The organism is Stenotrophomonas sp. 80084_Sma (assembly GCF_056481995.1).
On sequence record NZ_CM151177.1, the window covers coordinates 2078223 to 2100807 of the forward strand.

The 22585-nt window shown below is 62.1% G+C and carries 20 protein-coding genes; 8 read left to right on the forward strand and 12 right to left on the reverse strand.

The window, feature by feature from the left end:
- Nucleotides 1–26: 26 nt before the first annotated feature.
- The 7 genes from murB to galE form a co-directional block, all read right to left on the reverse strand.
- Nucleotides 27–1088, reverse strand: coding sequence for a UDP-N-acetylmuramate dehydrogenase (murB, locus tag ACZK3W_RS09760; RefSeq protein WP_107431775.1), 1062 nt, complete (start codon nucleotides 1086–1088; stop codon nucleotides 27–29).
- An 8-nt stretch (nucleotides 1089–1096) separates the two neighbouring features.
- Nucleotides 1097–2152: a quinone-dependent dihydroorotate dehydrogenase gene (locus tag ACZK3W_RS09765; RefSeq protein ID WP_478450727.1), complete on the reverse strand. Its 1056-nt coding sequence runs from the start codon at nucleotides 2150–2152 to the stop codon at nucleotides 1097–1099.
- An 8-nt stretch (nucleotides 2153–2160) separates the two neighbouring features.
- Nucleotides 2161–2931 (reverse strand): class I SAM-dependent methyltransferase, encoded by a 771-nt coding sequence (locus ACZK3W_RS09770; RefSeq protein WP_049398543.1) that lies wholly within the window; start codon nucleotides 2929–2931, stop codon nucleotides 2161–2163.
- A gap of 5 nt (nucleotides 2932–2936) precedes the next feature.
- Complete coding sequence (locus ACZK3W_RS09775; RefSeq protein ID WP_010484694.1) at nucleotides 2937–3221, reverse strand: DUF4190 domain-containing protein; 285 nt, start codon at nucleotides 3219–3221, stop codon at nucleotides 2937–2939.
- A 219-nt stretch (nucleotides 3222–3440) separates the two neighbouring features.
- On the reverse strand, nucleotides 3441–4250 hold the full coding sequence (locus tag ACZK3W_RS09780; RefSeq protein WP_478450728.1) for an SDR family NAD(P)-dependent oxidoreductase: 810 nt from the start codon (nucleotides 4248–4250) through the stop codon (nucleotides 3441–3443).
- A gap of 40 nt (nucleotides 4251–4290) precedes the next feature.
- A complete protein-coding gene (gene amaB / locus ACZK3W_RS09785; protein WP_478450729.1) occupies nucleotides 4291–5823 on the reverse strand; it encodes an L-piperidine-6-carboxylate dehydrogenase in 1533 nt (510 codons plus the stop codon).
- A gap of 158 nt (nucleotides 5824–5981) precedes the next feature.
- On the reverse strand, nucleotides 5982–7019 hold the full coding sequence (gene galE / locus ACZK3W_RS09790) for a UDP-glucose 4-epimerase GalE (protein ID WP_478450730.1): 1038 nt from the start codon (nucleotides 7017–7019) through the stop codon (nucleotides 5982–5984).
- 340 nt (nucleotides 7020–7359) lie between these two features.
- Here galE and ACZK3W_RS09795 point away from each other — a divergent pair, with 340 nt between their 5' ends.
- From ACZK3W_RS09795 to ACZK3W_RS09830, 8 genes are all read left to right on the forward strand, one after another.
- Nucleotides 7360–8817: an undecaprenyl-phosphate glucose phosphotransferase gene (locus ACZK3W_RS09795; RefSeq protein WP_478450731.1), complete on the forward strand. Its 1458-nt coding sequence runs from the start codon at nucleotides 7360–7362 to the stop codon at nucleotides 8815–8817.
- A gap of 215 nt (nucleotides 8818–9032) precedes the next feature.
- On the forward strand, nucleotides 9033–9404 hold the full coding sequence (locus tag ACZK3W_RS09800; protein WP_478450732.1) for an arsenate reductase/protein-tyrosine-phosphatase family protein: 372 nt from the start codon (nucleotides 9033–9035) through the stop codon (nucleotides 9402–9404).
- 57 nt (nucleotides 9405–9461) lie between these two features.
- On the forward strand, nucleotides 9462–11675 hold the full coding sequence (locus ACZK3W_RS09805; protein WP_478450733.1) for a polysaccharide biosynthesis tyrosine autokinase: 2214 nt from the start codon (nucleotides 9462–9464) through the stop codon (nucleotides 11673–11675).
- Nucleotides 11676–11772: 97 nt separating this feature from the next.
- The gene (locus ACZK3W_RS09810; protein ID WP_442247147.1) at nucleotides 11773–12522 is read left to right on the forward strand and encodes a WecB/TagA/CpsF family glycosyltransferase; all 750 of its coding nucleotides are present in this window, start codon (nucleotides 11773–11775) and stop codon (nucleotides 12520–12522) included.
- Between the two features lie 163 nt (nucleotides 12523–12685).
- Nucleotides 12686–13768 carry a hypothetical protein gene (locus ACZK3W_RS09815; RefSeq protein ID WP_478450734.1) on the forward strand — a complete coding sequence of 361 codons (1083 nt, stop codon included), beginning with the start codon at nucleotides 12686–12688 and terminating at the stop codon, nucleotides 13766–13768.
- A gap of 100 nt (nucleotides 13769–13868) precedes the next feature.
- Entirely contained in the window at nucleotides 13869–15098 is a 1230-nt protein-coding gene (locus tag ACZK3W_RS09820) for an oligosaccharide flippase family protein (protein ID WP_442247149.1), read from the forward strand.
- A 13-nt stretch (nucleotides 15099–15111) separates the two neighbouring features.
- Nucleotides 15112–16506, forward strand: a complete 1395-nt coding sequence (locus ACZK3W_RS09825) for an SDR family NAD(P)-dependent oxidoreductase (protein WP_442247150.1) — start codon at nucleotides 15112–15114, stop codon at nucleotides 16504–16506.
- Nucleotides 16503–17324 carry a LicD family protein gene (locus ACZK3W_RS09830; protein WP_478450735.1) on the forward strand — a complete coding sequence of 274 codons (822 nt, stop codon included), beginning with the start codon at nucleotides 16503–16505 and terminating at the stop codon, nucleotides 17322–17324. The genes ACZK3W_RS09825 and ACZK3W_RS09830 overlap by 4 nt, the downstream gene beginning before the upstream one ends.
- A gap of 57 nt (nucleotides 17325–17381) precedes the next feature.
- Here ACZK3W_RS09830 and ACZK3W_RS09835 read toward each other — a convergent pair whose 3' ends face one another.
- From ACZK3W_RS09835 to ACZK3W_RS09855, 5 genes are read right to left on the reverse strand one after another with little or no spacing between them, the layout of a single operon-like run.
- Nucleotides 17382–19553, reverse strand: a complete 2172-nt coding sequence (locus tag ACZK3W_RS09835; protein WP_442247152.1) for a YjbH domain-containing protein — start codon at nucleotides 19551–19553, stop codon at nucleotides 17382–17384.
- Nucleotides 19550–20323 (reverse strand): capsule biosynthesis GfcC family protein, encoded by a 774-nt coding sequence (locus ACZK3W_RS09840; protein ID WP_442247153.1) that lies wholly within the window; start codon nucleotides 20321–20323, stop codon nucleotides 19550–19552. The genes ACZK3W_RS09835 and ACZK3W_RS09840 overlap by 4 nt, the downstream gene beginning before the upstream one ends.
- Before the next feature lie 2 nt (nucleotides 20324–20325).
- The gene (locus ACZK3W_RS09845; RefSeq protein ID WP_442247154.1) at nucleotides 20326–21006 is read right to left on the reverse strand and encodes a YjbF family lipoprotein; all 681 of its coding nucleotides are present in this window, start codon (nucleotides 21004–21006) and stop codon (nucleotides 20326–20328) included.
- 1 nt (nucleotide 21007) lies between these two features.
- The gene (locus ACZK3W_RS09850; protein WP_478450736.1) at nucleotides 21008–22162 is read right to left on the reverse strand and encodes a polysaccharide biosynthesis/export family protein; all 1155 of its coding nucleotides are present in this window, start codon (nucleotides 22160–22162) and stop codon (nucleotides 21008–21010) included.
- 35 nt (nucleotides 22163–22197) lie between these two features.
- Nucleotides 22198–22521, reverse strand: coding sequence for a hypothetical protein (locus ACZK3W_RS09855; RefSeq protein ID WP_478450737.1), 324 nt, complete (start codon nucleotides 22519–22521; stop codon nucleotides 22198–22200).
- Between the last annotated feature and the right edge of the window lie 64 nt (nucleotides 22522–22585).

Sequence of the window (22585 nt, forward strand, 5' to 3'; positions counted from 1 at the left end):
GGCGCTGGGGGAGAGGGCGGGGGTGTTCACCACTGTGCGCCGAGCAGGCGGGGCTCCGGTTCGATTGGCACGCCGAACTTCTCCAGCACGGAAGCAGAGATGCGTCGCGCCAGCGCCAGCAGTTCAGCGCCGGTGGCGTTGCCGTGGTTGACCAGCACCAGTGCGTGGCTCGGCGCCACGCCAGCATCGCCTTCGCGGAAGCCCTTCCAGCCGCAGGACTCGATCATCCATGCCGCCGAGACCTTGCGCTTGCCGTCCTGGTCGGACGGGAACACCGGCAGCTCGGGGAAGTGCTGCAGCAGCACGTCGACCTGTTCCAGCGGCAGCACCGGGTTCTTGAAGAAGCTGCCGGCGTTGCCCAGTACATCCGGGTCGGGCAGCTTGCGGCGGCGGATCGCGATCACCGCATTGGCCACGTCCACCGCACTGGGCAATTCCACACCCTGCGCCTGCAGTTCCTCGCGGATGCCGGCGTAGTCCATGCGCAGGTCATGCAGCAGTGGCAGCTTCAGTTCGATGGCGGTGATCAGGTAGCGGTCCATCTGCTGCTTGAACACGCTGTCGCGGTAGGCGAAGCCACACTGTTCGTTGTCCAGCCGCACCCAGGCCTGTTCCTGGCAGTCCCAGGCTTCGACGGCCTGGATGAACTCGCCGACCTGCGCGCCATAGGCGCCGATGTTCTGGATCGGCGCGGCACCGGCGGTGCCGGGAATCAGGGCCAGGTTCTCCAGGCCGGACAGGCCTTCCTGCAGCGACCACATCACCAGGCCGTGCCACGGCACACCGGCACCGGCGCGGATCACGGCATGGTCGGCGCGATGCTCGAGGAAGCTGATGTCACGGTTGCCGAACACCAGCACGGTGCCCGGCAGGTCCTCGGCGATCAGCACATTGCTGCCGGCACCCAGCACCAGCAGCGGGCCGCTGGCCACTTCGGGCAATGCCAGCACTTCCGGCAGCAGCGTGGGATCGTGCAGTTCCAGCAGCTGAGCGGCGCTGGCCTGCACATGGAAGGTGTTCAGCGCCTGCAGCGGCGCATTGCGGGTGAGCGTCCAGCGCAGCGGGGCGTTGCCGTCGACGGTATCCATGGGTGTGCTCACAGTGGGGCCATCGCGCCGCGGCTCGGCGCTTCGCGGCGGCGACGGATCGCCTCCACGCATTCGGAGACGAGGGCCGGGCCGCGGAAGATCAGGCCGCTGTAGCACTGCACCAGGGCCGCACCAGCAGCCATCTTGGCCACCGCGTCGGCACCGGACAGGATGCCGCCGACCCCGATCAGCGGCACCGACTCGGGCAGGCGCGAACGCAGACGGCGCAGTACCAGGGTGGACTGCTCCAGCACCGGCGCGCCGGACAGGCCGCCGGCCTCGTTGGCCAGCGGGTCGCCGGCCACCTTGCTGTGGTCGATGGTGGTGTTGGTGGCGATCACGCCGTCCACCTGCAGTTCGCCCAGCACGCGGGCAGCGGCATCGATGTCGCGCTCGCTCAGGTCGGGCGCCACCTTGACCAGCATCGGCACGCGGCGACCGTGGCGGGCCGCGAGATCTTCCTGGCGGTCGCGCAACTGGCTGACCAGCTGGCGCAGCGCGGTTTCTTCCTGCAGTTCACGCAGGCCGGCGGTGTTGGGCGAGGAGATGTTGACGGTGATGTAGTCGGCCAGCGGGTACACCTTGTCCAGGCAGGCGACGTAATCGTCCACGGCCTGTTCGTTCGGGGTGTCCTTGTTCTTGCCGATGTTGATGCCGAGCAGGCCGCGGCGGTTGCGCGCGCGCTCGACGTTGCGCACCAGCGCGTCCACGCCCGCATTGTTGAAGCCCATGCGGTTGATGATCGCGTTGTGTTCCGGCAGGCGGAACAGGCGCGGCTGCGGATTGCCGGCCTGCGGGCGCGGGGTGATGGTGCCGATTTCGACGAAGCCGAAACCCAGCGCGAACAGCGCATCGATGTGCTCGCCATTCTTGTCCAGGCCGGCGGCCAGGCCGACCGGATTGGGGAAGGTCAACCCGAACACCGTGCTGGGCATCGGCGCGATGCGTGCGGCCAGCAGCGGCGTGGTGCCGGTGCGGTAGGCCAGGTCCAGTGCGGACAGGCCAAGGCCGTGGGCGCGCTCGGCGTCGAGCGAGAACAGGAAGGGGCGGGCAAGCGAATACATGCGTCGGTTCAGTCCAGCGTGCCGAGGAAGGCTCGGGTTCGATATTCAAAAGCGACCTGGCCGTCGACCGCGTGGGCGGCGAACAGGTCCTGCAGAGCGTCGATCATCGGCGCGTGACGCGGATGACCGGCTTGCGGGGCATAGGAGGAGGACAGCAGGCGCCCGCGCAGGGCGTCGAAGTCCAGGTGCTGCACGTTCGGCAGCTCGACCATGCCGCGCAGGCCGGGGCCGAACCAGGCCTGCATGGTGGCATCGTCCTGGTAGCGCTCGGCCACGGCGGAGTAGTCGGTGCCGTAATCCAGCAGCAGCTGTTCGTAGCCGACCAGGAACGGACTGGCATCGAGCAGGCGCGAATTCCAGTAGATCAGTGCCAGGCCACCCGGGCGCAGGATGCGCTGCCACTCGGCGCGCACCGCCACGGTGTCGAACCAGTGGAAGGCCTGCGCGACACTGACCAGATCGATGCTGGCGTCGTCCAGTGTGGTGGCCTCGGCGCGGCCGTCGACCGCGCGGAACTGCGGGTACTGCGGTGCCAGCCATTGCTCGGCCGCGCCCCGCATGGCGGCATTGGGCTCAACCGCGACTACCGGATGGCCGCTGGCCAGGAACTGGCGGCTGGAAATACCGGTACCGGCGCCGATGTCGGCGACGAGCGCCTCGCGGCTGACGCCCATCGGGCCGTGCAGCCATTCCAGCAGCGCGGGTGGGTAATCGGGCCGGTAGCGGACGTAATCGGCGACGCGGCTGCTGAAGCGTTCAGTGCTGTCGGAAGCGGTCATGGCAGTCAGTTCGACATCGCAGCGAGCCAGGCCAGGCCGCCGAAGAACAGGATGAAGACCAGGATGGCGGCGATCACGGCGCCGACCATCACCCAGCCCAGTACCAGACCGGTGACGGCCAGGCCATCGCCTTCCAGTTCATGCGGGCGGCGGCGGATCTCGGCGCGGGCCATGTGGCCGGTGATGATGGCCACGATGCTGGCCACGAAGGGCAGGACGGTCCAGCTGGCGATGCCCATGACCAGGCTGACCACGGCCAGGGCGCTTGTCTGTCGGGGTGCCACGCTCATCGGGGTCCTCCTTGGCAGTGTGCACATGATAGTGCCTCTGCCCGGGCAATCCCATGCCCGGCGGATGCGATGGCAGGCGTCGACCTTGGTAGACGAACGGCATTTCAGCCGGGTAGGCGTCGACCTTGGTCGACGAAAGGCATGCCAGCCGTGGTAGGCGTCGACCTTGGTCGACGAAAGGCATGCCAACCAAGGTTGGCAACTACCGGAGTGCCGGTGTCAGCCCATCAACACCTGGCCACCATCCACGTTGAGCACATGGCCGGTGATCCAGCGCGCCAGCGGCGAGCACAGGAACAGGGCGGCATCGGCGATCTCACGCGGGTGGCCGAAGCGACCGAACGGAATCTTCGCCAGCGTACCGTGGTACAGGGCGGGATCTTCGGTGCGGCGGCGGTCCCATAGGCCGTCATCGAACTCGATCGAGCCCGGTGCGATCGCGTTGACGCGGATCCGGTCCTTGGCCAGCGCGAGGGCCTGCGAGGTGGTGTAGTGCGACAGCGCGGCCTTGGCGGCGGCGTAGGGCGCACCACCGGGACGCGGCTGCTGCGCGGCGATCGAAGACAGATTGAGGATGCAGGCGTCGCTGGATTTGCGCAGCCAGGGCAGGGCCAGGCGAGAGGCCCGAACCGCCGCCATCAGATCGATCTGCAGGCTGGCGGCCCAGCCATCCTCGTCGTCGGCCATGCCGTAGCCAGTGGCGTTGTTGACCAGCACATCGATGCCACCGAGTGCATCGGCGGCGGCCTGCAGCCAAGCCTGGATCTGGCCGGGATCGGCCAGATCGGCGGAGAATGTGTGCAGTTCGAAGCCCTGCACCCGTGCATCGGCACGCAGGGCATCCAGACCGGCCTGGCCGCGCGCGCAGACCGAGACCTGCGCACCGGCGCCGGCAAACGCCAGCGCCATTTCACGGCCAATGCCCTTGCTGCCGCCGGCGATCAGCACGCGGCGGCCGGTGAAATCAATCACCGGTTTGCCAGCCTGTAGAGCCGAGCCATGCTCGGCTGCACTTCCTGCAGTGTTCATGGCCCGTCCTGCCGAGCATGGCTCGGCACTACAGATAGCGTTACAGATCGAACTTGATGCCCTGGGCCAGCGGCAGCGAATCCGAATAGTTGATGGTGTTGGTCTGGCGACGCATGTAGACCTTCCACGCATCCGAGCCGGACTCGCGGCCACCGCCGGTGTCCTTCTCGCCACCGAAGGCACCGCCGATCTCCGCACCGGACGTGCCGATGTTGATGTTGGCGATGCCGCAGTCGCTGCCGGCCGCCGACAGGAACTTCTCGGCGGTCTTCAGGTTCTGGGTGAAGATCGAGGACGACAGGCCCTGCGGCACGCCGTTCTGCATGTCGATGGCTTCGTCGATGGTGTCGTACGGCATCACGTACAGGATCGGCGCGAAGGTCTCATGCTGGACCACGGCGTCGCTGTTCTTCAGGCCCGAGACGATCGCCGGCAGCACGAAGTTGCCAGCGCGGTCGATGCGGGTGCCGCCGGTTTCGATGGTGCCGCCGGCCGCCTTGGCCTGGGCGATGGCATCGAGGAACTGCTGCACGGCGCCATCGCTGTTCAGCGGGCCCATCAGGTTGGCGGCATCGGTCGGGTCGCCGATCTTGCCTTCCACCTGCTTATAGGCCTTGACCAGCGTGGCCAGCACGTCGGCATAGATCGAGCGGTGCACGATCAGGCGGCGGGTGGTGGTGCAGCGCTGGCCGGCGGTACCGACCGCGCCGAACACGATGCCCGGCACGGCCAGCTTCAGGTCGGCGGTTTCGTCCAGGATGATGGCGTTGTTGCCACCCAGCTCCAGCAGGCAGCGGCCGAGGCGGCGCGCAACCTTTTCGTTGACGGTGCGGCCAACCTGGGTCGAGCCGGTGAAGCTGATCAGCGGCACGCGGCGGTCATCGACCATCTTCTCCGACAGCGCGGTGCCGGCATCGTTGATCAGGAAGAAGATGTCCGGGAAGCCGGCTTCACGCAGGGCGTCGTTGCAGATCTTCAGCGAGGCGATGGCGGTCAGCGGCGTCTTGTTGGACGGCTTCCAGATGCACACGTCGCCGCAGATGGCGGCCAGGAACGAGTTCCAGCTCCACACCGCGACCGGGAAGTTGAAGGCCGAGATGATGCCGACCAGGCCCAGCGGGTGGTACTGCTCGTACATGCGGTGGCCGGGGCGCTCGGAATGCATGGTGTAGCCGTACAGCATGCGGCTCTGACCCACGGCGAAATCGGCGATGTCGATCATCTCCTGCACTTCGCCGTCGCCTTCGGGCTTGCTCTTGCCCATTTCCAGCGCAACCAGCGAGCCCAGGGCGTCCTTGTGCTTGCGCAGTGCTTCGCCGCAAAGGCGCACGGCTTCACCGCGGCGCGGAGCCGGCGTGGTGCGCCAGACCTTGAAAGCTTCCTGGGCGCGAGCGACGACGGTCTCGTACTCGGCCTCGGTGGTCGCGCGGACCTGCGCGATCGGCTCGCCGGTGGTCGGGTTGACCGGGGTGATCAGCTCACCGCTGGTCGCGCTCGACCACTCCCCGTTGCCCAGGTACGTGCCAGCGTTGATCGCGTCCAGGCCAAGGGACCTGAGCAGCTCGGAAGACATGCAGACTCCTGTGTTTCGTTACGTTGTTTGGCGCCATCGCGGGCAGGTGGGGGACGCGATGAACAGAACCGCCGATGGTAGCAGAGGGAGGTTGCTGGGCTTTGGTGCGGTGCGGGGTGAAACCGCACCGATAGGCCATCCCTATTCGGGGTGCCTGTTCAGGCAGGCAGGGCTTCGTCCAAGCTGCGCGCGGTGTCAGGAATGGCCGGCTGCGGCGACCACGCGGGAGGATAGCGATGCCACTGCCAGGCACTGGCGATGATTGGCGCCAACTCGGTCCAGCGCGGCTGCCAACCCAGGATCTCGCGAGCGCGGGCAGAAGACGCCACCAGGCTGGCCGGATCGCCCGGGCGGCGTTCCGCCATCTCAAACGGAATTTCGCGTCCGCTGACCGCTGCCGCGGCTGCAATCACCTCATGGACGGAGAAACCCTGCCCATTGCCCAGATTGAAGGCGTGCGCACCGGGCGTGTGCTCCATGTACTCAAGTGCCAGCGCGTGGGCTTGGGCCAGATCCTGCACGTGTACATAGTCGCGCACGCAGGTGCCATCGGGTGTTGCGTAGTCATTGCCGAACACTTTCATGGCGTTGCCGATGCCCAATGCGGCACGCAGGACATTGGGAATCAGGTGGGTTTCGCAGGCATGGGCCTCGCCAATGCCCTGGTCGGGCAGGGCGCCTGCGGCATTGAAGTAGCGCAGGCAGGTTGAACGCAGGCCGTAGGCTGTGGCTGCGTCAGCGAGAATCCGCTCTGCCATCAGCTTGCTGGCGCCGTAAGGGTTGATGGGCGCCTTGGGGTGGTCCTCATCGATCACGTCCGACTGTGGATTGCCGAATACCGCAGCGGTGGAGGAGAACACGATGCGATCGATGTTGTGGCGCCGCATGGCCTCCAGCAGGTTCAGTGTGCCAGTGACGTTGTTGGCGTAGTAGGCGTAAGGATCAGTAACGGACTCACCGACCAACGAGCGGGCAGCGAAGTGCATCACGGCATCGAACTGGCGACCATGGAGAGCGCGTTCGAGCGCTTCGGGATCCAGCAGGTCGGCTTCCAGCAGTTCGCCCCAGCGGACCGCGTCGCGGTGGCCGGTGGACAGGTTGTCGAGCACGGTTACGGCGTGGCCGGCTTCGGCCAGGTACTGGGCCATGTGGCTGCCGATGTAGCCGGCGCCGCCGCAGATGAGAATGTGCGACACGCATCTTCCTTGTTGCGAAAACTGGTCGCGAGTCTATCAGTGGTGACGAGTCCAGGGCGGATCCGGCGCGGGGATGGGTACAGCTTGTGACGCAAAATGACGCAGTTTGACATAGTTTGATGCATTAAAAATGTCCAATAATTTCAACTGTTTGGAGTGAATATTTGGGGTGGGGTGGGGATTCTCCCGACTTGAGGTTCCTATCTTTTGCCGCCGACATCATTCACAATTCAGTCACACCTGATTGACAAACCTTTGACAATCACGTGCTGGCTGGGGAGTCCATGCACGTGAAGACGAACAATTCAGCGTTCAGTCGAGTCGTGAATGGAGAAGTGCTTTGCTACATGGATCAGTAGAAGACCTCCTCGCAGTGCCGGCCCGGGCGGGCCGCCGCCGCGTAGAAGCCCGGGCTGCCCTCGAGTTGGGGTTGCGCTTGGGTGATCTGCTGCTGCTACCGGGCATGGCGGTCCTTTCGCATGCCCTGTTGTACGGCGCAGCTGCACCGGACTCCTCCCAGCGAATCGTGTTTGGCGCGGTGATTCTCAGTGCCATCGTGTGCTTCTCCGTTGCGCCCTTGTATCGGAACTGGCGGATGCGCGGATTGCTGGCCGACCTTTGGTTGTTGCTGCTGGCCTGGTCCGCCACCTTCGCGTTGTTCTCGCTCTACGCCGTGGTGGTCGGACTTGCCGATGCGGTCCCCTCTACCTGGCTGATTGGCTGGTATGCCTTTGGCCTGGGCTCAATGGCGGTGCTGCGCGTATTGCTGAGGGTGCAGTTGCACCGCCTGCGCTCGCGCGGGATGGACCATGAGCGGATCCTGCTGGTCGGACTGCGGGCCCCTGCTTTGAGGTTGCATCGCCTGCTGCGTGGAAAGCCAGAGCTTGGCAAGGACGTCATCGGCTATTTCGCCAGTGCGGGCGATATCGCCACCCGCCGCGGTGGGGACGCGCCGTGCCGGCTGGGCCGACTGGAAGACGTCCCGCAGTACATGGATCAGCACCGCGGCGAATTCGATCAAGTCTGGGTGTCGATGCCGATGGGGCACGCGGCCGCGATCAAGGACATGCTCAAGCAGATCGAGCGATTTCCGGTGCCGGTGCGCCTGATTCCGGACACCACGGGGCTGGGTGCGTTGAATCCCGGCGTGCACCAAGTGGGTGATGTGCCGATGATCGGTGTGCGCCAGGGTCTGGTGGATCATCGCTTCCGCCTGTTCAAGCGGGTTGAGGACATCGTTGTGGCAGGCATTGCGGTGATCCTTCTGGCGCCGCTGTTTGCCTTGCTGGCCATCGGTGTGAAGCTGAGCTCTCCGGGGCCGGTGTTGTTCCGCCAGAAGCGTCATGGGCTGGGCGGCAAGGAATTCTGGATGCTCAAGTTCCGTTCCATGCGTGTGCATGCAGAGGGCGCGGGACAGATCACCCAGGCAACGCGCGGTGATCCGCGCGTCACGCGGTTTGGCGCCTTCCTGCGCCGCAGCAGCCTGGACGAGCTGCCGCAGTTCTTCAATGTGCTGGGTGGGAACATGTCGGTGGTGGGGCCGCGACCGCACGCGATCCAGCACAACAACCACTACGAGCGGGTGATCGAACGCTACATGCACCGCCACTACGTCAAGCCGGGAATCACAGGCTGGGCGCAGGTGCATGGGTTGCGTGGCGAGACGCCGGAGCTGCGCTCGATGAAGAAGCGCGTGCAGTACGACATCGATTACATCCGGCGCTGGAGTCCGACGCTGGACGTGAGGATCATCGTGCTGACGGCGTTGAAGGTGCTGGGGCAAAAATCGGCGTACTGATGTGGCCGATTTTTGGAACTGCGACGTAATCCCATGAATCTGCTGGCGATTTCATCGCCTGTAATGCGCTTGTAAGGTATGCTGTGCGGCTGCCGCCGGCCCCGGATGTCCTGGTCGCGTGCGCCGCAAGGAATGCCACAGGATCCAGGTCAGTGTTCAAGAACGTTCTTTTTGTATGTGTCGGCAACATATGCCGCAGTCCGTCCGCAGAAGTGATGCTGCGCCAGGCGGTCGAGGGCAGGGGCATCCAGGTATCCTCCGCTGGTCTCGGTGCGCTGGTTGGGCATGGCATTGATGCCACAGCGCAGGAGCTGCTGGTCGAGCAGGGCATGGATGGCCTGGCCCATCGCGCGCGCCAGATCGATGACGCCATCCTGGGAGCCGCCGATCTGGTGCTGACCATGGAGCGCAAGCACGTGCGTCGCATCGCCGAGATCGCGCCGCAGGCATCCGGAAAAACCTTCCTGCTGGGCAAGTGGCAGCAGGATCGGGAGATTCCCGATCCCTATCGCCAGCAGCGTCCGGCGTTCGAGCATGTCTACAGGTTGATGGCCGAGGGTGTGTCCGGCTGGGCGCGTCACCTCTGACTGCCCGCTGCGTGATCGCGTCCTGCAACCCTTTTCTGCATTGAAGATTCCCAATCCATGACCACTGAAGCCCGTACCTCCGCACCGGAAGACAGCGACGAGATCGATCTGCGCCAGCTGCTTGGGACCCTGATCGACTACAAGTGGTGGATCGTCGGCATTACCGGCCTTTTCTTCGTGGTCTCGGTTGCATACGCGCTGCTGGCTACCCCCGTCTATCGTGCAGATGCGATCATTCAGGTGGAGCCCAAGACGCCAAGCCTGCCTGGACTTGCCGATATCAGCCAATCGCTTGGCATGAGCACCGGTGCCGTCGAGGCAAGCACGGAGATTGCCCTGATCAAATCCCGTGCGGTGGTAGGGCACGCTGTCGACCAGCTGAGGATGCATATCGAGGTCGTGCCCAACCGCTTCCCGGTCCTGGGTGGCTACATGGCGCGCCGCGCAGAAGCTGTCGATCCCGATGTGTTGGCAGCCCCGCTGCTGGGTATGTCGCGTTTTGGTTGGGGCGGAGAGGCACTCGAGATATTCCAGCTCGACGTCCCGCGCCATCTCATCTCCAAGGAGCTGACTCTTGTTGCCGATGAACACGGCACCTACCAGTTGCTGGATGGGCACGGTGACCTGCTCGTGTCCGGCGTCGTTGGAAAGCCGGCCAGTGGGCGGGGAGTAACCCTGCAGGTGGCGAAGCTGCGGGCCAACCCGGGCATGAGGTTCGAGGTGGTCCGCGAGAGGCTGCTTACCGTAGTGGGTGATCTGCAGAAGGAAATTGGTGCGGGCGAGTCCGGCAAGGAGTCGGGTATTCTCGCGCTCACTTATGAGAACACCAATCCGGATCTGGCGAAGAATTTTCTCCAGAAGGTCGCGGAGGCGTACGTGCGTCAGAACGTTGACCGCAACTCCGCTGAAGCGTCCGCGCAGCTGGCCTTCGTCAAGGAGGCGCTGCCCAACATCCGCAATCAGGTTGATACTGCACAGAAGACGCTGAGTGCCTATCAAACCCGTGCCAACTCGGTTGATCTGACCCTTCAGACGAAGGGCCTGCTGGACCAGGAGGTCGCGGTTGAGACGAGCATTCAACAGTTGCGATTGCAGCAGGCTGAGATGGATCGCAAGTTCACCCGTGATCATCCTGCGTATCAGGCGCTGATGCGCCAGATTGGCGAGCTGGAAGGGCGCAAGAGCGGCTTCCAGGGGCAAGTAAAGCAGCTTCCCGAAGCGCAGCAGGAATTGTTGCGTCTGACCCGGGATCTGCAGGTCAGCAATGAAATGTACACCGCAATGCTCAATCAGGCGCAACAGCTTGACGTTGCCCGCGCTGGCACTGTCGGAAACGTGCGCGTCGTGGATACGGCCGAGGTGGACTCGACAACGCCTGTACGTCCGCGCAAGGCGCTCGTTGTGCTTGTCGGAACGGTCCTGGGTGCATTTCTTTCGATTGCACTGGTGCTGCTGAAGCAGCTGCTCAATCGCGGCGTGGAAGATCCATCGCAGATTGAGGAGCTGGGTCTTCCCGTGTACGCATCGATCCCGGTGAGTGTGCAGCAGCAGGGTGATTCCGTGCGCGGCAAGTTCCGGGCAGATGGAAAGCTGCATCTGCTGGCGGTGAAGGATCCGGCTGACCTGGCCATTGAGGCGGTGCGTAGCCTGCGTACAAGCCTGCACTTCGCACGGCTGGAGGCCAAGAACAATATCGTGCTGATCTCGGGCGCCAGCCCGAATGCGGGCAAGACCTTTGTATCGTCGAATCTGGCCGCTGTGATCGCTCAGGCCGGCCAGAAGGTACTGATTGTTGACGCTGATATGCGCAAGGGCACACTTCACAAAGCGCTGGGCGCAACCCAGATGCCGGGCCTGTCGGATCTGCTGGTCGGCAAGGCGGATTGTTCGGACGTGGTGCGCACGCTGCCGGGTCTCGAGAACTTGAGCTTCATCTCTCGTGGTGACGTTCCGCCGAACCCCTCCGAGCTGCTGATGCATGCCAACTTCACGCGGCTTCTCGAGGATCTGGCACCGCAGTACGACCTGATCATCGTCGATACGCCCCCGATTCTTGCCGTTACCGACGCCGCGATCATTGCCCACCACGCCGGCACCTGCCTGATGGTTGCCCGTTTTGGCCTGAATCAGGCAAAGGAACTGGCGCTGGCCAAGCGTCGATTCGAGCAGAACAACGTGCGCATAAAGGGCGCCATCTTCAACGCAGTCCAGCGCCGTGCAACTGGCTACTACAGTTACGGTTACTACGAGTACAAATCGACTGCCGCATAGGGTTCTTCAAGCTAGGGTGCGAGGTACAACGCCCTGTAGAGCAACTGCTGGCACCCGCCCTGTGGGTGATCAGGCTGATACTGGTGTGGTGCGCGTGATGAAAAGTAGTGATTCGCTCCGTCTGTTGCGTGAGCTCCTCCTGCACAGAAACAAGGACTGGCGACAACACGATCCGGATCGCGATGGTTGCGTGCTGGCCACGTTTGTGAATCCCTTGACCGTGCATGTCCTAAATCAAGCGCCGGAGTACGCAGAAGTCCTCGGAAAGTTTGATCTCATCCAGCCAGATGGCGGACTGCTCGCACGGCACGCAACGCGCGTCCTGGGTTTTCCGGTAGCGCGTCGGTCATTTGATGGAAATTCGCTGGCGCCGGAGGTTTTCGCACATTGCGTAACCAATGGGCTGCGTGTTGGCTTCATAGGTGGTGTGGATGGCGTTGCCTCTGCGGCGTCGGGGCGCATCCAGGATGCGTTCGGCATGGACGTGAAGTACACAAGGTCCGGCTTCTTCTCAGCAGCAGCAGAGGTTTCAACGTGCTACGACGAGATCATCTCCAACGGAGTTGATGTCGTAGTCTGCGGAATGGGGGCGCCATATCAGGATCGTTTTCTTGTCGGTCTGAAGGAAGCTGGCTGGCGGGGCCTGGGCTTCACCTGCGGCGGCTATCTTGATCAGGTTGTGGATTCCGGCATTGAGTACTACCCGGCGCTGGTCAACAGGCTGAACCTTCGCGCGCCCTACCGGCTGATCCGTGAGCCTCGACGGCTGTGGCGACGATACCTCCTGGAGTACCTGCCTTTCATGTGGGCGGATCTGATCGTTCGCCTGTCCAGAACGCAACGATAGGCATGCATAGAAGAATGAAGTTGGAGCGATTGATTCCCGTTGCAGCTCAAGCGGAGTGCGGGGAACAATGAGGGTTTCGAGTGCGGGCTCGGGCGTGAGCAGGGCAGTGCTTGCCTCGAGGATGTCGTCCTGGTCGCTGATTGCACTTGCAATCGCTGGTCTGATGAGTCCGTTCTCCTACAACATGCTGCCCGCCGGCGGCATGCTTGAGATCGTGTTCTTCCTGACGGCTCTCGTGGTGGCTCGTCTGCCGCGAAAGAACATGATCTGGCTCTTCCTGCTGGCGGGTCTCTACGTGGTGGTCTCATTCGCTCTCATGCGGGTGTCACGCCCAGCGAACGTACTGGACTTCATCCAGGCCTACAAGGCATTCATCTACATCGTTCCGCTTTGCATGTTCGTCCGGTCGGGGGTCTTCTCTGCGGCGGCATCTGCACGCCTGCTGAAGCTCCTGATCGTTCTGTTCCTGATCAAGTACGGCTACTCGCTTGCATTGGATTTCAATGCCCGCATGGGGAGTCGACCGGGTATCTATGTAGAGAACAATTACGAACTGATATTCCTGATCTTGGTCTTCTATGTGCTTCGCAACGCGCTCGGTCCGCGTCGAATGCTATGGCTCGCATTGCTGTCCGTGCTGGTTGCAATATCCGGATCGCGGAGCTCGGTGCTGGCGCTGGTCGTGATGTTCTTCGGCATCTACATGACGCGGCTCAGCCTGAAGACCTTCTTCTACGCATTGGGGTTCATTGTCCTTCTCGCCGGAGCGGCCCTGGTCTTTGTCGAAAGGTCTGCGGGTGGCGGCGTCGAAGATATTGACAGGTACAGGTTTCTGATGGTTTTCCTTTCTGAGACCAGCTCCTGGTCAATCTGGAACTATGCATTCGGGACAATGCCGCTGACCCCTCTCTCGACCCATGCGTGCAATGCACTTTCCTACTATGAAACGCTATTCAGCTTCTCCGGTGACGGCAGTTGCTACTCGGTGATTCTGCATTCGTACTTGCTTCGAGCACTCTTTGATCATGGCGTGCTTGGTCTGCTTTTCCTGCTCTTCTTCATCGCCAGGTCGCTTCGTGCGAGCGGGTACAGCAAAATCGATGTCCTGGTTGTGCTGGGGGTAATTCTGAGTTCTGCCGTTTCAGTATCGGCAATGAACAGCATCTTCGTAAGTCTTGGGCTGATGCTTGCGTTGGGAATGCGTAGAGAGCCTGCGCCCACGTCTCCTGAGGCGAGTGGAAATTGATGACGGTTCTCTGCGTTGTCCGTAAGGTGGCGTTGGTGGGAGAGGCACCATTGAATCGCTGGTGGCTCCCGCTCACTGAGCTCAAGCTGGCTTGCCGCTGATGGATGCATCTACCCTCAAGCGTCTGTCTGGAAACGCCGGCGCACTGCTGGCCATCCAGTTGGCTAATGCGCTGTTGCCCCTTGTGCTGGCTCCGTACCTGACGAGGGTGTTGGGGCGAGACGGCTATGGCGCATTCGCGTTCGGTGCTGCATTGATTCAGTTTGCAGCGATCATCACGGACTATGGCTTCGGAATTTCGGCTGTCTATCAGATTTCAAGAGCACGCGGCCATCGGGAGCGAATTCGCCGGATCGCCGGAGCGGTACTGCTGGTAAAGCTGGCGCTCTTTGCCCTGGTGAGCGTGGCGGTGATTGGCTACGTGATGACCACAGATCACGTTCCGGGCGGCAGTGTCTACATCATACTTCTGCTGATATCGATCCTGGGCCTGACACTGCAGCCGGTATGGCTGTTCCAGGCGCTTGAGAAGATGGCCAGCGTGACGATCTACATCGTGGCGTCCCGCTTGGCCTTCGTTCTACTCGTCCTGCTCTTCTGCCGAAGCGCCGACGATCTTCCTCTGGTGGCGGTCCTCAATGGGACGGGGTACCTGTTTGCAGCTCTCGCTGGCTTGTATGTCATGCGGGGGCGTGGCCTCGCTCCCCGCTGGCCGGGCCTGAAACGTACAAGAGTGATTGCGGGCGCTTCAACGGAGTACTTCTGGTCACGGATTGCGGTTGTCAGCTATGGCGCGGGCGCGACCATTTTTCTGGGTGTCTTCGGCACCGCAAGCCAGGTTGCGATCTTTTCTGTGGCGGAGCAGTTCTACAGGGGTGCTATCGCCATCTACTCGCCAGTAACCCAGGCGATTTACCCGTATATGGCCAGGTCCCGCGACATCGCCTTGTTCAGGAAGATATTCGTCGGTGCATTCTTTGTGGCGGTGCTGGGTGTCGCATTTGGAATCATCTGCGGGCCGATGCTGATATCAATGATATTTGGAGAAGGCTATCAGGAGAGCTACCCGGTGCTGGTGGTGTTTCTGCTTGCGCTGCTTGCCGCCATCCCCTCAATCCTTCTCGGTTACCCCTTCCTGGGTGCGCTGGGACAGGCGAAGGTCGCCAATCGCAGTGTCTTCCTGGCCGGCTTCGTTCAGGTGCTGGCGCTGGGCGCAATTTATTTCCTGGGCGTTGGCTCTGCGTTGACAGTAGTTATCGCGGTGCTTCTGGCCGAGTCAAGCGCTCTTATCTGGCGCGCACGTGCTGCTTACCCCTACCTAAAAGCTTGAGGATGTTGGACATATGAAGGACGTCAAAAACATAGCGGTCGTTCTCGCGGGGGGGAAGGGCTCAAGGAGCGGCTTTAACAAACCCAAGCAGATGATGAAGCTTGCTGGAAAGACGGTCCTTGAGCATGTGATCCAGGCCTTCCAGTCACATGAGGCCATCCACGAGATACTGATCGTTTCTAACATGGACTGCATCGAGGAAGTCGAGTCCGTTGTCACCAACGGTCGGTTCGGAAAAGTGAAGGCAATCATCGGAGGGGGGAGTGAGCGCTACCAGTCCTCGCTGGCTGCCATCGATGCGACGCGGCATTACTGCAAGGATCACAGGGTTCAGCTGATCTTCCACGATGCGGTGCGCCCGCTTATCAGTCGTCGGATCATTGGCGATGTCATCGAAGCGTTGCGGAGCTACAACGCAGTGGATGTGGTGATCAAGACGACGGACACGATCATCGTCGCAGACCCCAGGACCAACACGATCTCAGGGATACCCGATCGTAGCCTGCTGAGGAATGGTCAGACCCCGCAGGCATTCTCGCATCGGACGATCGAGCGCGCTTATGGTATTGCCATGAAAGATCCATCCTTTGTAACGACCGATGATTGTGGCGTCGTCCTGAAGTACCTTCCCGAAGAGAAGATCTTCCTGGTGGATGGCGATACGGGCAACATGAAGCTGACTTACGAAGAGGATCTGCATATCCTCGACAAGCTCTGCCAGCTACGTTCGACGCTCCTGGATGTAAAGGAACGAGTTCAATTCTCGCTTTCGGCGCTGAGGGGCAAGGTCCTGGTGGTCTTCGGCGGAACGAGTGGGATCGGCAAGGAAATCGCCGATATCGCGACTGCTTATCAAGCCAAGGTTGTTGTGGCCGGTCGTTCGACTGGCATCGACATATCCAGTCTTGAGGACGTCACAAACTTGCTTGCGGACGTCGCGCGCGAGCATGGCAGGATTGATTTCGTTGTGAACTCGGCGGCAGTGCTGGTTCGTCAACCTCTGGTTGATATGGATCAGCTGGATGTGGCCGAGGCAATCAACGTGAACTATGTCGGTGCAGTGAATGTCGCGCTCGCATCTTTCGACTATCTCCGCGACTCGCAGGGGCAGTTGCTCAATTTCACCTCCAGCTCGTATACCTACGGAAGATCGATGTACAGTCTGTACAGTTCGTCGAAGGCCGCAGTGGTCAACCTGACGCAAGCGCTCGCTGATGAATGGCACGCGCAAGGCGTGCGGGTGAATTGCGTGAATCCAGAACGAACCGCGACTCCCATGCGCACGAAGGCCTTTGGAATCGAGCCGGAAGGCTCCCTGTTGAGTGCGGAAGAGGTTGCAGAAAAGTCCCTGCTGGTGCTGCTGTCTGACTACACGGGCCAGATCTTCGATGTGAAGAAGACGAAATGACTGCGCATTCGATCGAAGATGTTCAGCAGGTTATGCTCAATGCGCTTCAGGAGTTTCACGAATTCTGCCTGCGGAATCAGCTTCGCTATTACCTGATTGGCGGCAGTTTGATTGGTGCGGTTCGGCACCAGGGGCCGATCCCCTGGGACGATGATATCGACATTGGAATGCCCAGGCCCGACTATCTCCGATTCCAGGAGCTGTCCTCGGAGTTCTCGCCCAGTTATCGTGTGTCGTATGTTGGGGGAGATGCTGGATACATCTATCCTTTCAGCAAGGTCTACGATGTCAGGACGTCGGTTACGGAAGTGCTGTGTTTCGAGTTTACCCGGGGGGTCTGGCTCGATGTGTTTCCATTGGATGGGACATTCCAGGGGCGGGCGATGCGGACTTTCCATCTCTGGCTTGCCCGCCTGATGAAGGGCGGCTTTGCCACGGTAACCGGTGCCTATGTTCCGAAGGACTGTTCCCGGGCCGTTCGAAGCGTGCGCGCGTGCATCAGGTGGGTTGCGAAGCCGGTTCCTGTGGGCTGGATTCATTCAGCCCTGCATTCCTTCCTGGCGCTGAAGTCGTTTGACGCTTCTACCCACGTGGCGAATCTGCTGGGCCGTTGGGGCGCGAGAGAGGTGTCCCGGCGCGAAGTCTTTGAAGCGGCCGTACCGATGCAGTTCGCCAATCATGAATTCCTGGCGCCGGTTGGTTACGATGAGTATCTTCGTGGCGTCTATGGCGAATACATGAGGCTGCCGCCGGAGGCCGCGAGGGTTCCGGCGCATTCCACGGGTCACATCTCACTTGTGAAATCGTTTATCGACTGAGTCGCATGCGCGCCGTAGGTTCATTCCTGCGGCGGCATGTCTGCCAGTTGGAGGCTATCAGTCGACGACATCCTGAAGATTTTCGTAGAAGGAGCGCCTGTCGCGTTCGCCGGTGAGCGTGTAGAGAGTGTACTTGCGTCCAAGCATGGCGCCACCATCGCGAATCAGCGGAGCCCACGTAATGGCTGCCTGGCCGCGCGTCGACCTGGGAAGAACTGAATCGAACGGTATGCTGAAGTAGATTCCCTTGTCGAAGCTTCCTTCGCCGAAATCCTTTGCAGACATGTCCGTCTTTGTGACGTAGGCACCCATGCTCATGCCATTGTCGAACACCCGCGCGACGTTCAGCGTGGCGCCGTAGTCGCCAGCAAGGTAACGCCCCAGGGAAAGCGTGCCTACAACGCGATTCTGGCTGTCGAATGAGTAGTAGAGCGTTGCATGGCCTGTCGTGATTCCGTAGTCGCGCAGTCCGAAGTGCTGGTCAAAGTCACGCTGGCGAACATGGTTGAGATTGGCGCCAATTGCCCAGGACTCACCCATCGGGCGATACAACAACTCCCCGCCGATGCCTGCGTACATCCACTCAAGATAGCCGGCATAGGCAATACCGTACGTGTCCCTTCCAAGCCTGCCGGCCACGTTGGCTTGAAGGTTGGGAAGTGTGAGTTCAGAGGTGTTCAGGTATTTGCGGATGTCCGTGCGAACCCGGGGCACTCTGCTTGGCGCGTCGTAACGGAACTTGTCATAGTTGTTGATGACGTTGGCACTTGCGGTTCCAGTCACCCACGTGTTCGGGTTGAGGAACGCGCTACCGCTCGCATTGGCTGAGATCTGGTACAGGATGAAGCCATCTGGCCCACCCAGATTCTGGCGGTACCCAAGGCTGAAGCCGCCGCCCCAAGGCCGGTTGCTGGCTGCATAGAGCTGCTCGACCTGTCTTTCGGCCGGCGCGGCTATCTCGACGCTGCGGCGCAGATCATCCTCGGTTGCACGGCCATCGAGATACGCCTCAAGCGTTTCGCGCTTGAACGACATGTCGACAACGGGCATGCCCATACGCGTGGTCCGGAAGGTGTACCAGTCGTATCGGCCATCAATGGAGTTCGCCAGGATCCGTCCCGCTCTTCCCGCTCCCTTGGCGCTGCTGGCGTAGCGGTTCTGATAGCCCTCAATGATCAGCTCGCTACCATCGTGCGAGATGCTGTCGACGCGTAGTCCTGCGTTGTTGTCCAGTTCGTTCGCGATCCCGGCCCAGGCCGGTTCGCGTGCGGGGCTTGAGGGCGCGGTGCCTTGGCGCTGTGATGGGTGTTGAACGATTCGCTGCGGAGGCGGGTCAAAGGGCTTCGGGGCCGAAGATGCGTGCCCCGGGTTTCCCCGTAGAGTCAGCGAGAACATTGCTGCTTCGCCACGCTCCCACGCGGCGGTCAGTTCAACGTTGCGATTTGGCGTGTAGACCAGGCCAAGGTTGATGGGTGAGCTCTGCGCAAGGTTGTTGCGGCGGGGTTCGCGCCTGTAGTCATTGCCGTCATATTCGACCTTGAGAAGAAGGGAGTTCAACGGCGTCTGATAGGTGACGCCACCGAATACCCCGACAGGCCCCTTGAACATGTTGCTGATGCCGAACTTGCCAGCGTCCTGGATGTTGCTGGACGCGATGGGTCTGCGATCCTTGAAGCGATCACTGACGAGCCCAAGGGGATTGGAAAAGTCGCCGCGATTTCCAAGGTAGCCCGTTGCGAGTCCCAGTGAGGCATCGATGGGTCCAAAGCGCTTGCTTGCGACAAGGTACTCGCTCGAGAAGAAGCCGGTGCCGCCAAGGTCGCGCACGCCGAAGGCAAGGTCGGGTGTCCAGGGTGTCTCGCTCCACAGGCGGAGCTTGAAGTCGATGGACTTGTCCTTGTAGTTCTGGTCGCCGCTTACCTTGTTTGCGCCATAGCGGATATTGGACACGTTGATGTAACGGAACGAGCCTTCCAGCCATGGAAATGGCTGCAGCGTCAGGTTGTAGCGACTGTAGGGCGAGTTGTGGGAGGCGGTGAACGCGATGTCGCCATCCTCCGCCATCCGCGCGGTCGGCGTCTGCAGCAGACCGACGCCGCCCCATTCGCTGGCGGTGGCAGGCGGAGCCTGCTGCGCGTGCAGTTCGGTCGCCAGGGAAAGCGCCAGCAGCGACAGGGCGAAAGCAGCAGGACGAGCAGCGCAGGTGGGCTTCTGGGTGGAGCGGATCACGGGTGCGGGGCCTGGGTAGCGATGAATGCCGCGAACTCGGCATTGAAGGCGCTGTCGACTGCATCGATGGCATGCTGGCGAAGCGGTACGAAGATGACGCCGCCAGGTGCAACGGCCTGCGGGTCAGTCCGGTTCCATTGCGCGACGCCGACTTTCTGCACAGTCATGTCTGGCTGTACGACATAGAGATCATTGCGATCGGCGGCGCTGGTCACGGTGCAGTCGCGCAGATAGTCATGCACGTCGCGCAACGGCTGGTGGGGGAGTTCGCAGGCTGATTCGACTGCGCCAAGCACGGTGATCGTGTTGGGCCGACGGGGCACGCGCAGTGCATCGCCTTGCTCAAGGATCGGATCGCTACCCCATTGAACCTGCATCAGGCGCATGTCGTTGATGGGGAGCGGCATGCGGCCGGATGCGGGATGGTCCTGCAGCCAGCGAGACAACGCTGCCGCGGCCGTTGCGATCTGCGGATCCTGGTCCTCTTCGAGCAGGTCCAGGCTGTACTGCAGGCCGGCCCGCAACCGAACCTGCTGCGGGCGCGCACCCTTCCGGTACAGCGCGATTCCGGGCAGGTAGGCGTCTGAAGCGGGGTGCGTGGTGGCCATAAGCTGCGACAGGCGAGTGCCTGCAGCCACGGTGTAGCTTCCTGGTGCCAGCAACGCACCTTCGGCGACAACCTCGAGATTGCGTGATGCGGCAGATCCATTCGCGAGGGCAGCGCCCGATGCCAGCAGCACTGCCAGCAGAAGCAGGAATCGCAATGCCATGGTCAATCCTTTGCGGGGCGGTATGGCTTGAGCTGCACCAGCTCCACGGTGTAGAACGGGCCCAGTTGCTGCCTGCTCTTCCAGATGAAGCCTGTAACCGGATCTGCCCAGTAGATGTTGTGTGCCCGGAAGCCGCCCTCGATGCGCTCGTCAAAGCGCACCAGGGATCGCTCCTTGCCCAGGATGCTGATTGACTCGATGTCGCCGCGGGTCAGCGTGCCGGTGGCCTGGACGCCCATGCGATAGCTGGGGATCCAGTCGTATTCCCGCTGCACGGTGGTGCTGGCGTTGAGCTCCCGCAGCCTGACAAACGGCGAAGCGCCGATGATGCGGGCCTGGAGTTGCCGACCCGGGCTCGAAACGCCTGTCACCAGTCCCGTGCTGTCGAGCTGGAACACGGCATTGCTGCCGGCATACCAGCTCTGGCGACCTGCATCGACGTAGCCCAGCACCATCACCGCTGACAGATCGGGGGCCTTCAACTGCGCCTGGGGAAAGCGGTTTGCCGCGACCTGTTCAGGCGTAGCCGCCACCTGTCGCTTGAACAGCAGGCGGAAGGAGTCGCTGGTTGCACGGCTGGCCGTGGTGCAGCCTGCCAGCGTCGCCAGAACGGAAAGGGCCATCATCCATTGGAGGGTGCGCCGCAGATTGCTGCGCGCCCGAAGCACATCCATGCACATCATGTCACTTGTTCCCGACTTCGTTCTCCGTGCGGGCGGCGGTATACAGGATGTTGGTGAACGGCAGCAACTGGTTCACGAAGCGGTTCCAGCGGGTGACGCCGGCCGCGCCGACGAAGACCACATCGCCCGGCTGCAGCATGAACTGACTGCCGACCGCGAATGCGGTGGGAGAGCGGGCTTCCAGCTGATAAATCGTGGAGGGAACGGTTTCCAGCTCCTTGCTGCCACGGATCACGTAGACCGCATTGCCGGCGGAGGTTTCCTGGGTCAGGCCGCGGGCACGGCCCAGTGCCTGATTCAGCGATACATCGCCGGTACGGAAGCTGTAGGCACCGGGAAGGTTGACTTCGCCCACCACGAAGATTTCCTTGCGATCCAGGTAGGGAATGAAGATCGAGTCCCCGTCCTTCAGGAATAGTTGGCGACCGCCATGCTGGGTAGCCAGTGTTTCCAGATTGATCGTATAGGTGGCGCCAGCGCGGCTGAGGCGCACGCCGGACAGATCCGCCTGATTGACGTTCAGGCCGGCTTGGCTGATGGCGTCGGCCAGGGTCAACGGCGAGGTGCCCAGCGCGATCGGCGCCGAGCGCTCGGCAGCGCCAGTGACCCACACGCGTTGACTGCCGTAGGTGAGAATGGAGACATCGACCTGGGGGGATTCGATGTACTGGGCCAGGCGCCGGCTGATTTCCTCGCGAAGCGCGACGGGCGTCTTGCCCTTTGCCTGGACCTTGCCGATGTACGGGTAGAACAGGGAGCCATCGCTCTGCACAAGGCGCCCGGCAAGGTTGCCCTGTTGTTGAGGGCCTGCCGGTACCGTCAGTTCCGGGTGATCCCATACGGTGACGTAGAGAATGTCGCCGATGCCGACGGTGTACTCCGGCGGCTGGTAGTCGAACAGTTCGGAGGGAAGGACCTGCTCGCCCTGCGTGGCTCGATCCATCGCAACGAGCTTCGGCGTGATGCTGATGAGCTCAAGATGGCGGTCGTCGCTTTGACGTCCAAGCGAGACATCGCTGTGGCGCAGGTGCTGGCCGGGCGCGAGCAGGCAGCCGGAAAGTGTGGTGGCTGTCAGCAGGGCAGCCGCGAGGCAGGTCAACTTCTTGGTCATTTGATTACGTAGATTCGACGGGCATAAAAAACCCTCGCCAAGCATTGCCCGGCGAGGGCCTAAAGCGTGCTGCAGCGGTATTAGCCGCCGGTGCCGCCGGTCCCACCAGTGCCGCCGGTACCGCCGGTACCGCCAGTGCCCGGGGTGCCCGGATTGCCCGGGTTGCCACCCGGATCGCTCGGACCGCTGGTGCTGTCACCGGCAACGCTGTACAGCACGGCGCCGGCAGCAACTGCGATGACGCTGGTGCCGACAATGGCGGCGGTGGACAGGCCGGCTGCTTCGGCGCCTGCAGCAGTTGCGGCTGCTTCTTCCGGAGCGGCAGCGGCTGCGACAGGAGCTTCCTGAGCGAACACCGGCGAGGACAGGCCCAGCAGGGCCAGGGCGGCAATCATCTTCTTCATCTACGGGGTCTCCTACTCCGTGAGGGAAATTTTTCCACCGCTATGTTGGCTGCTATTCATTTGC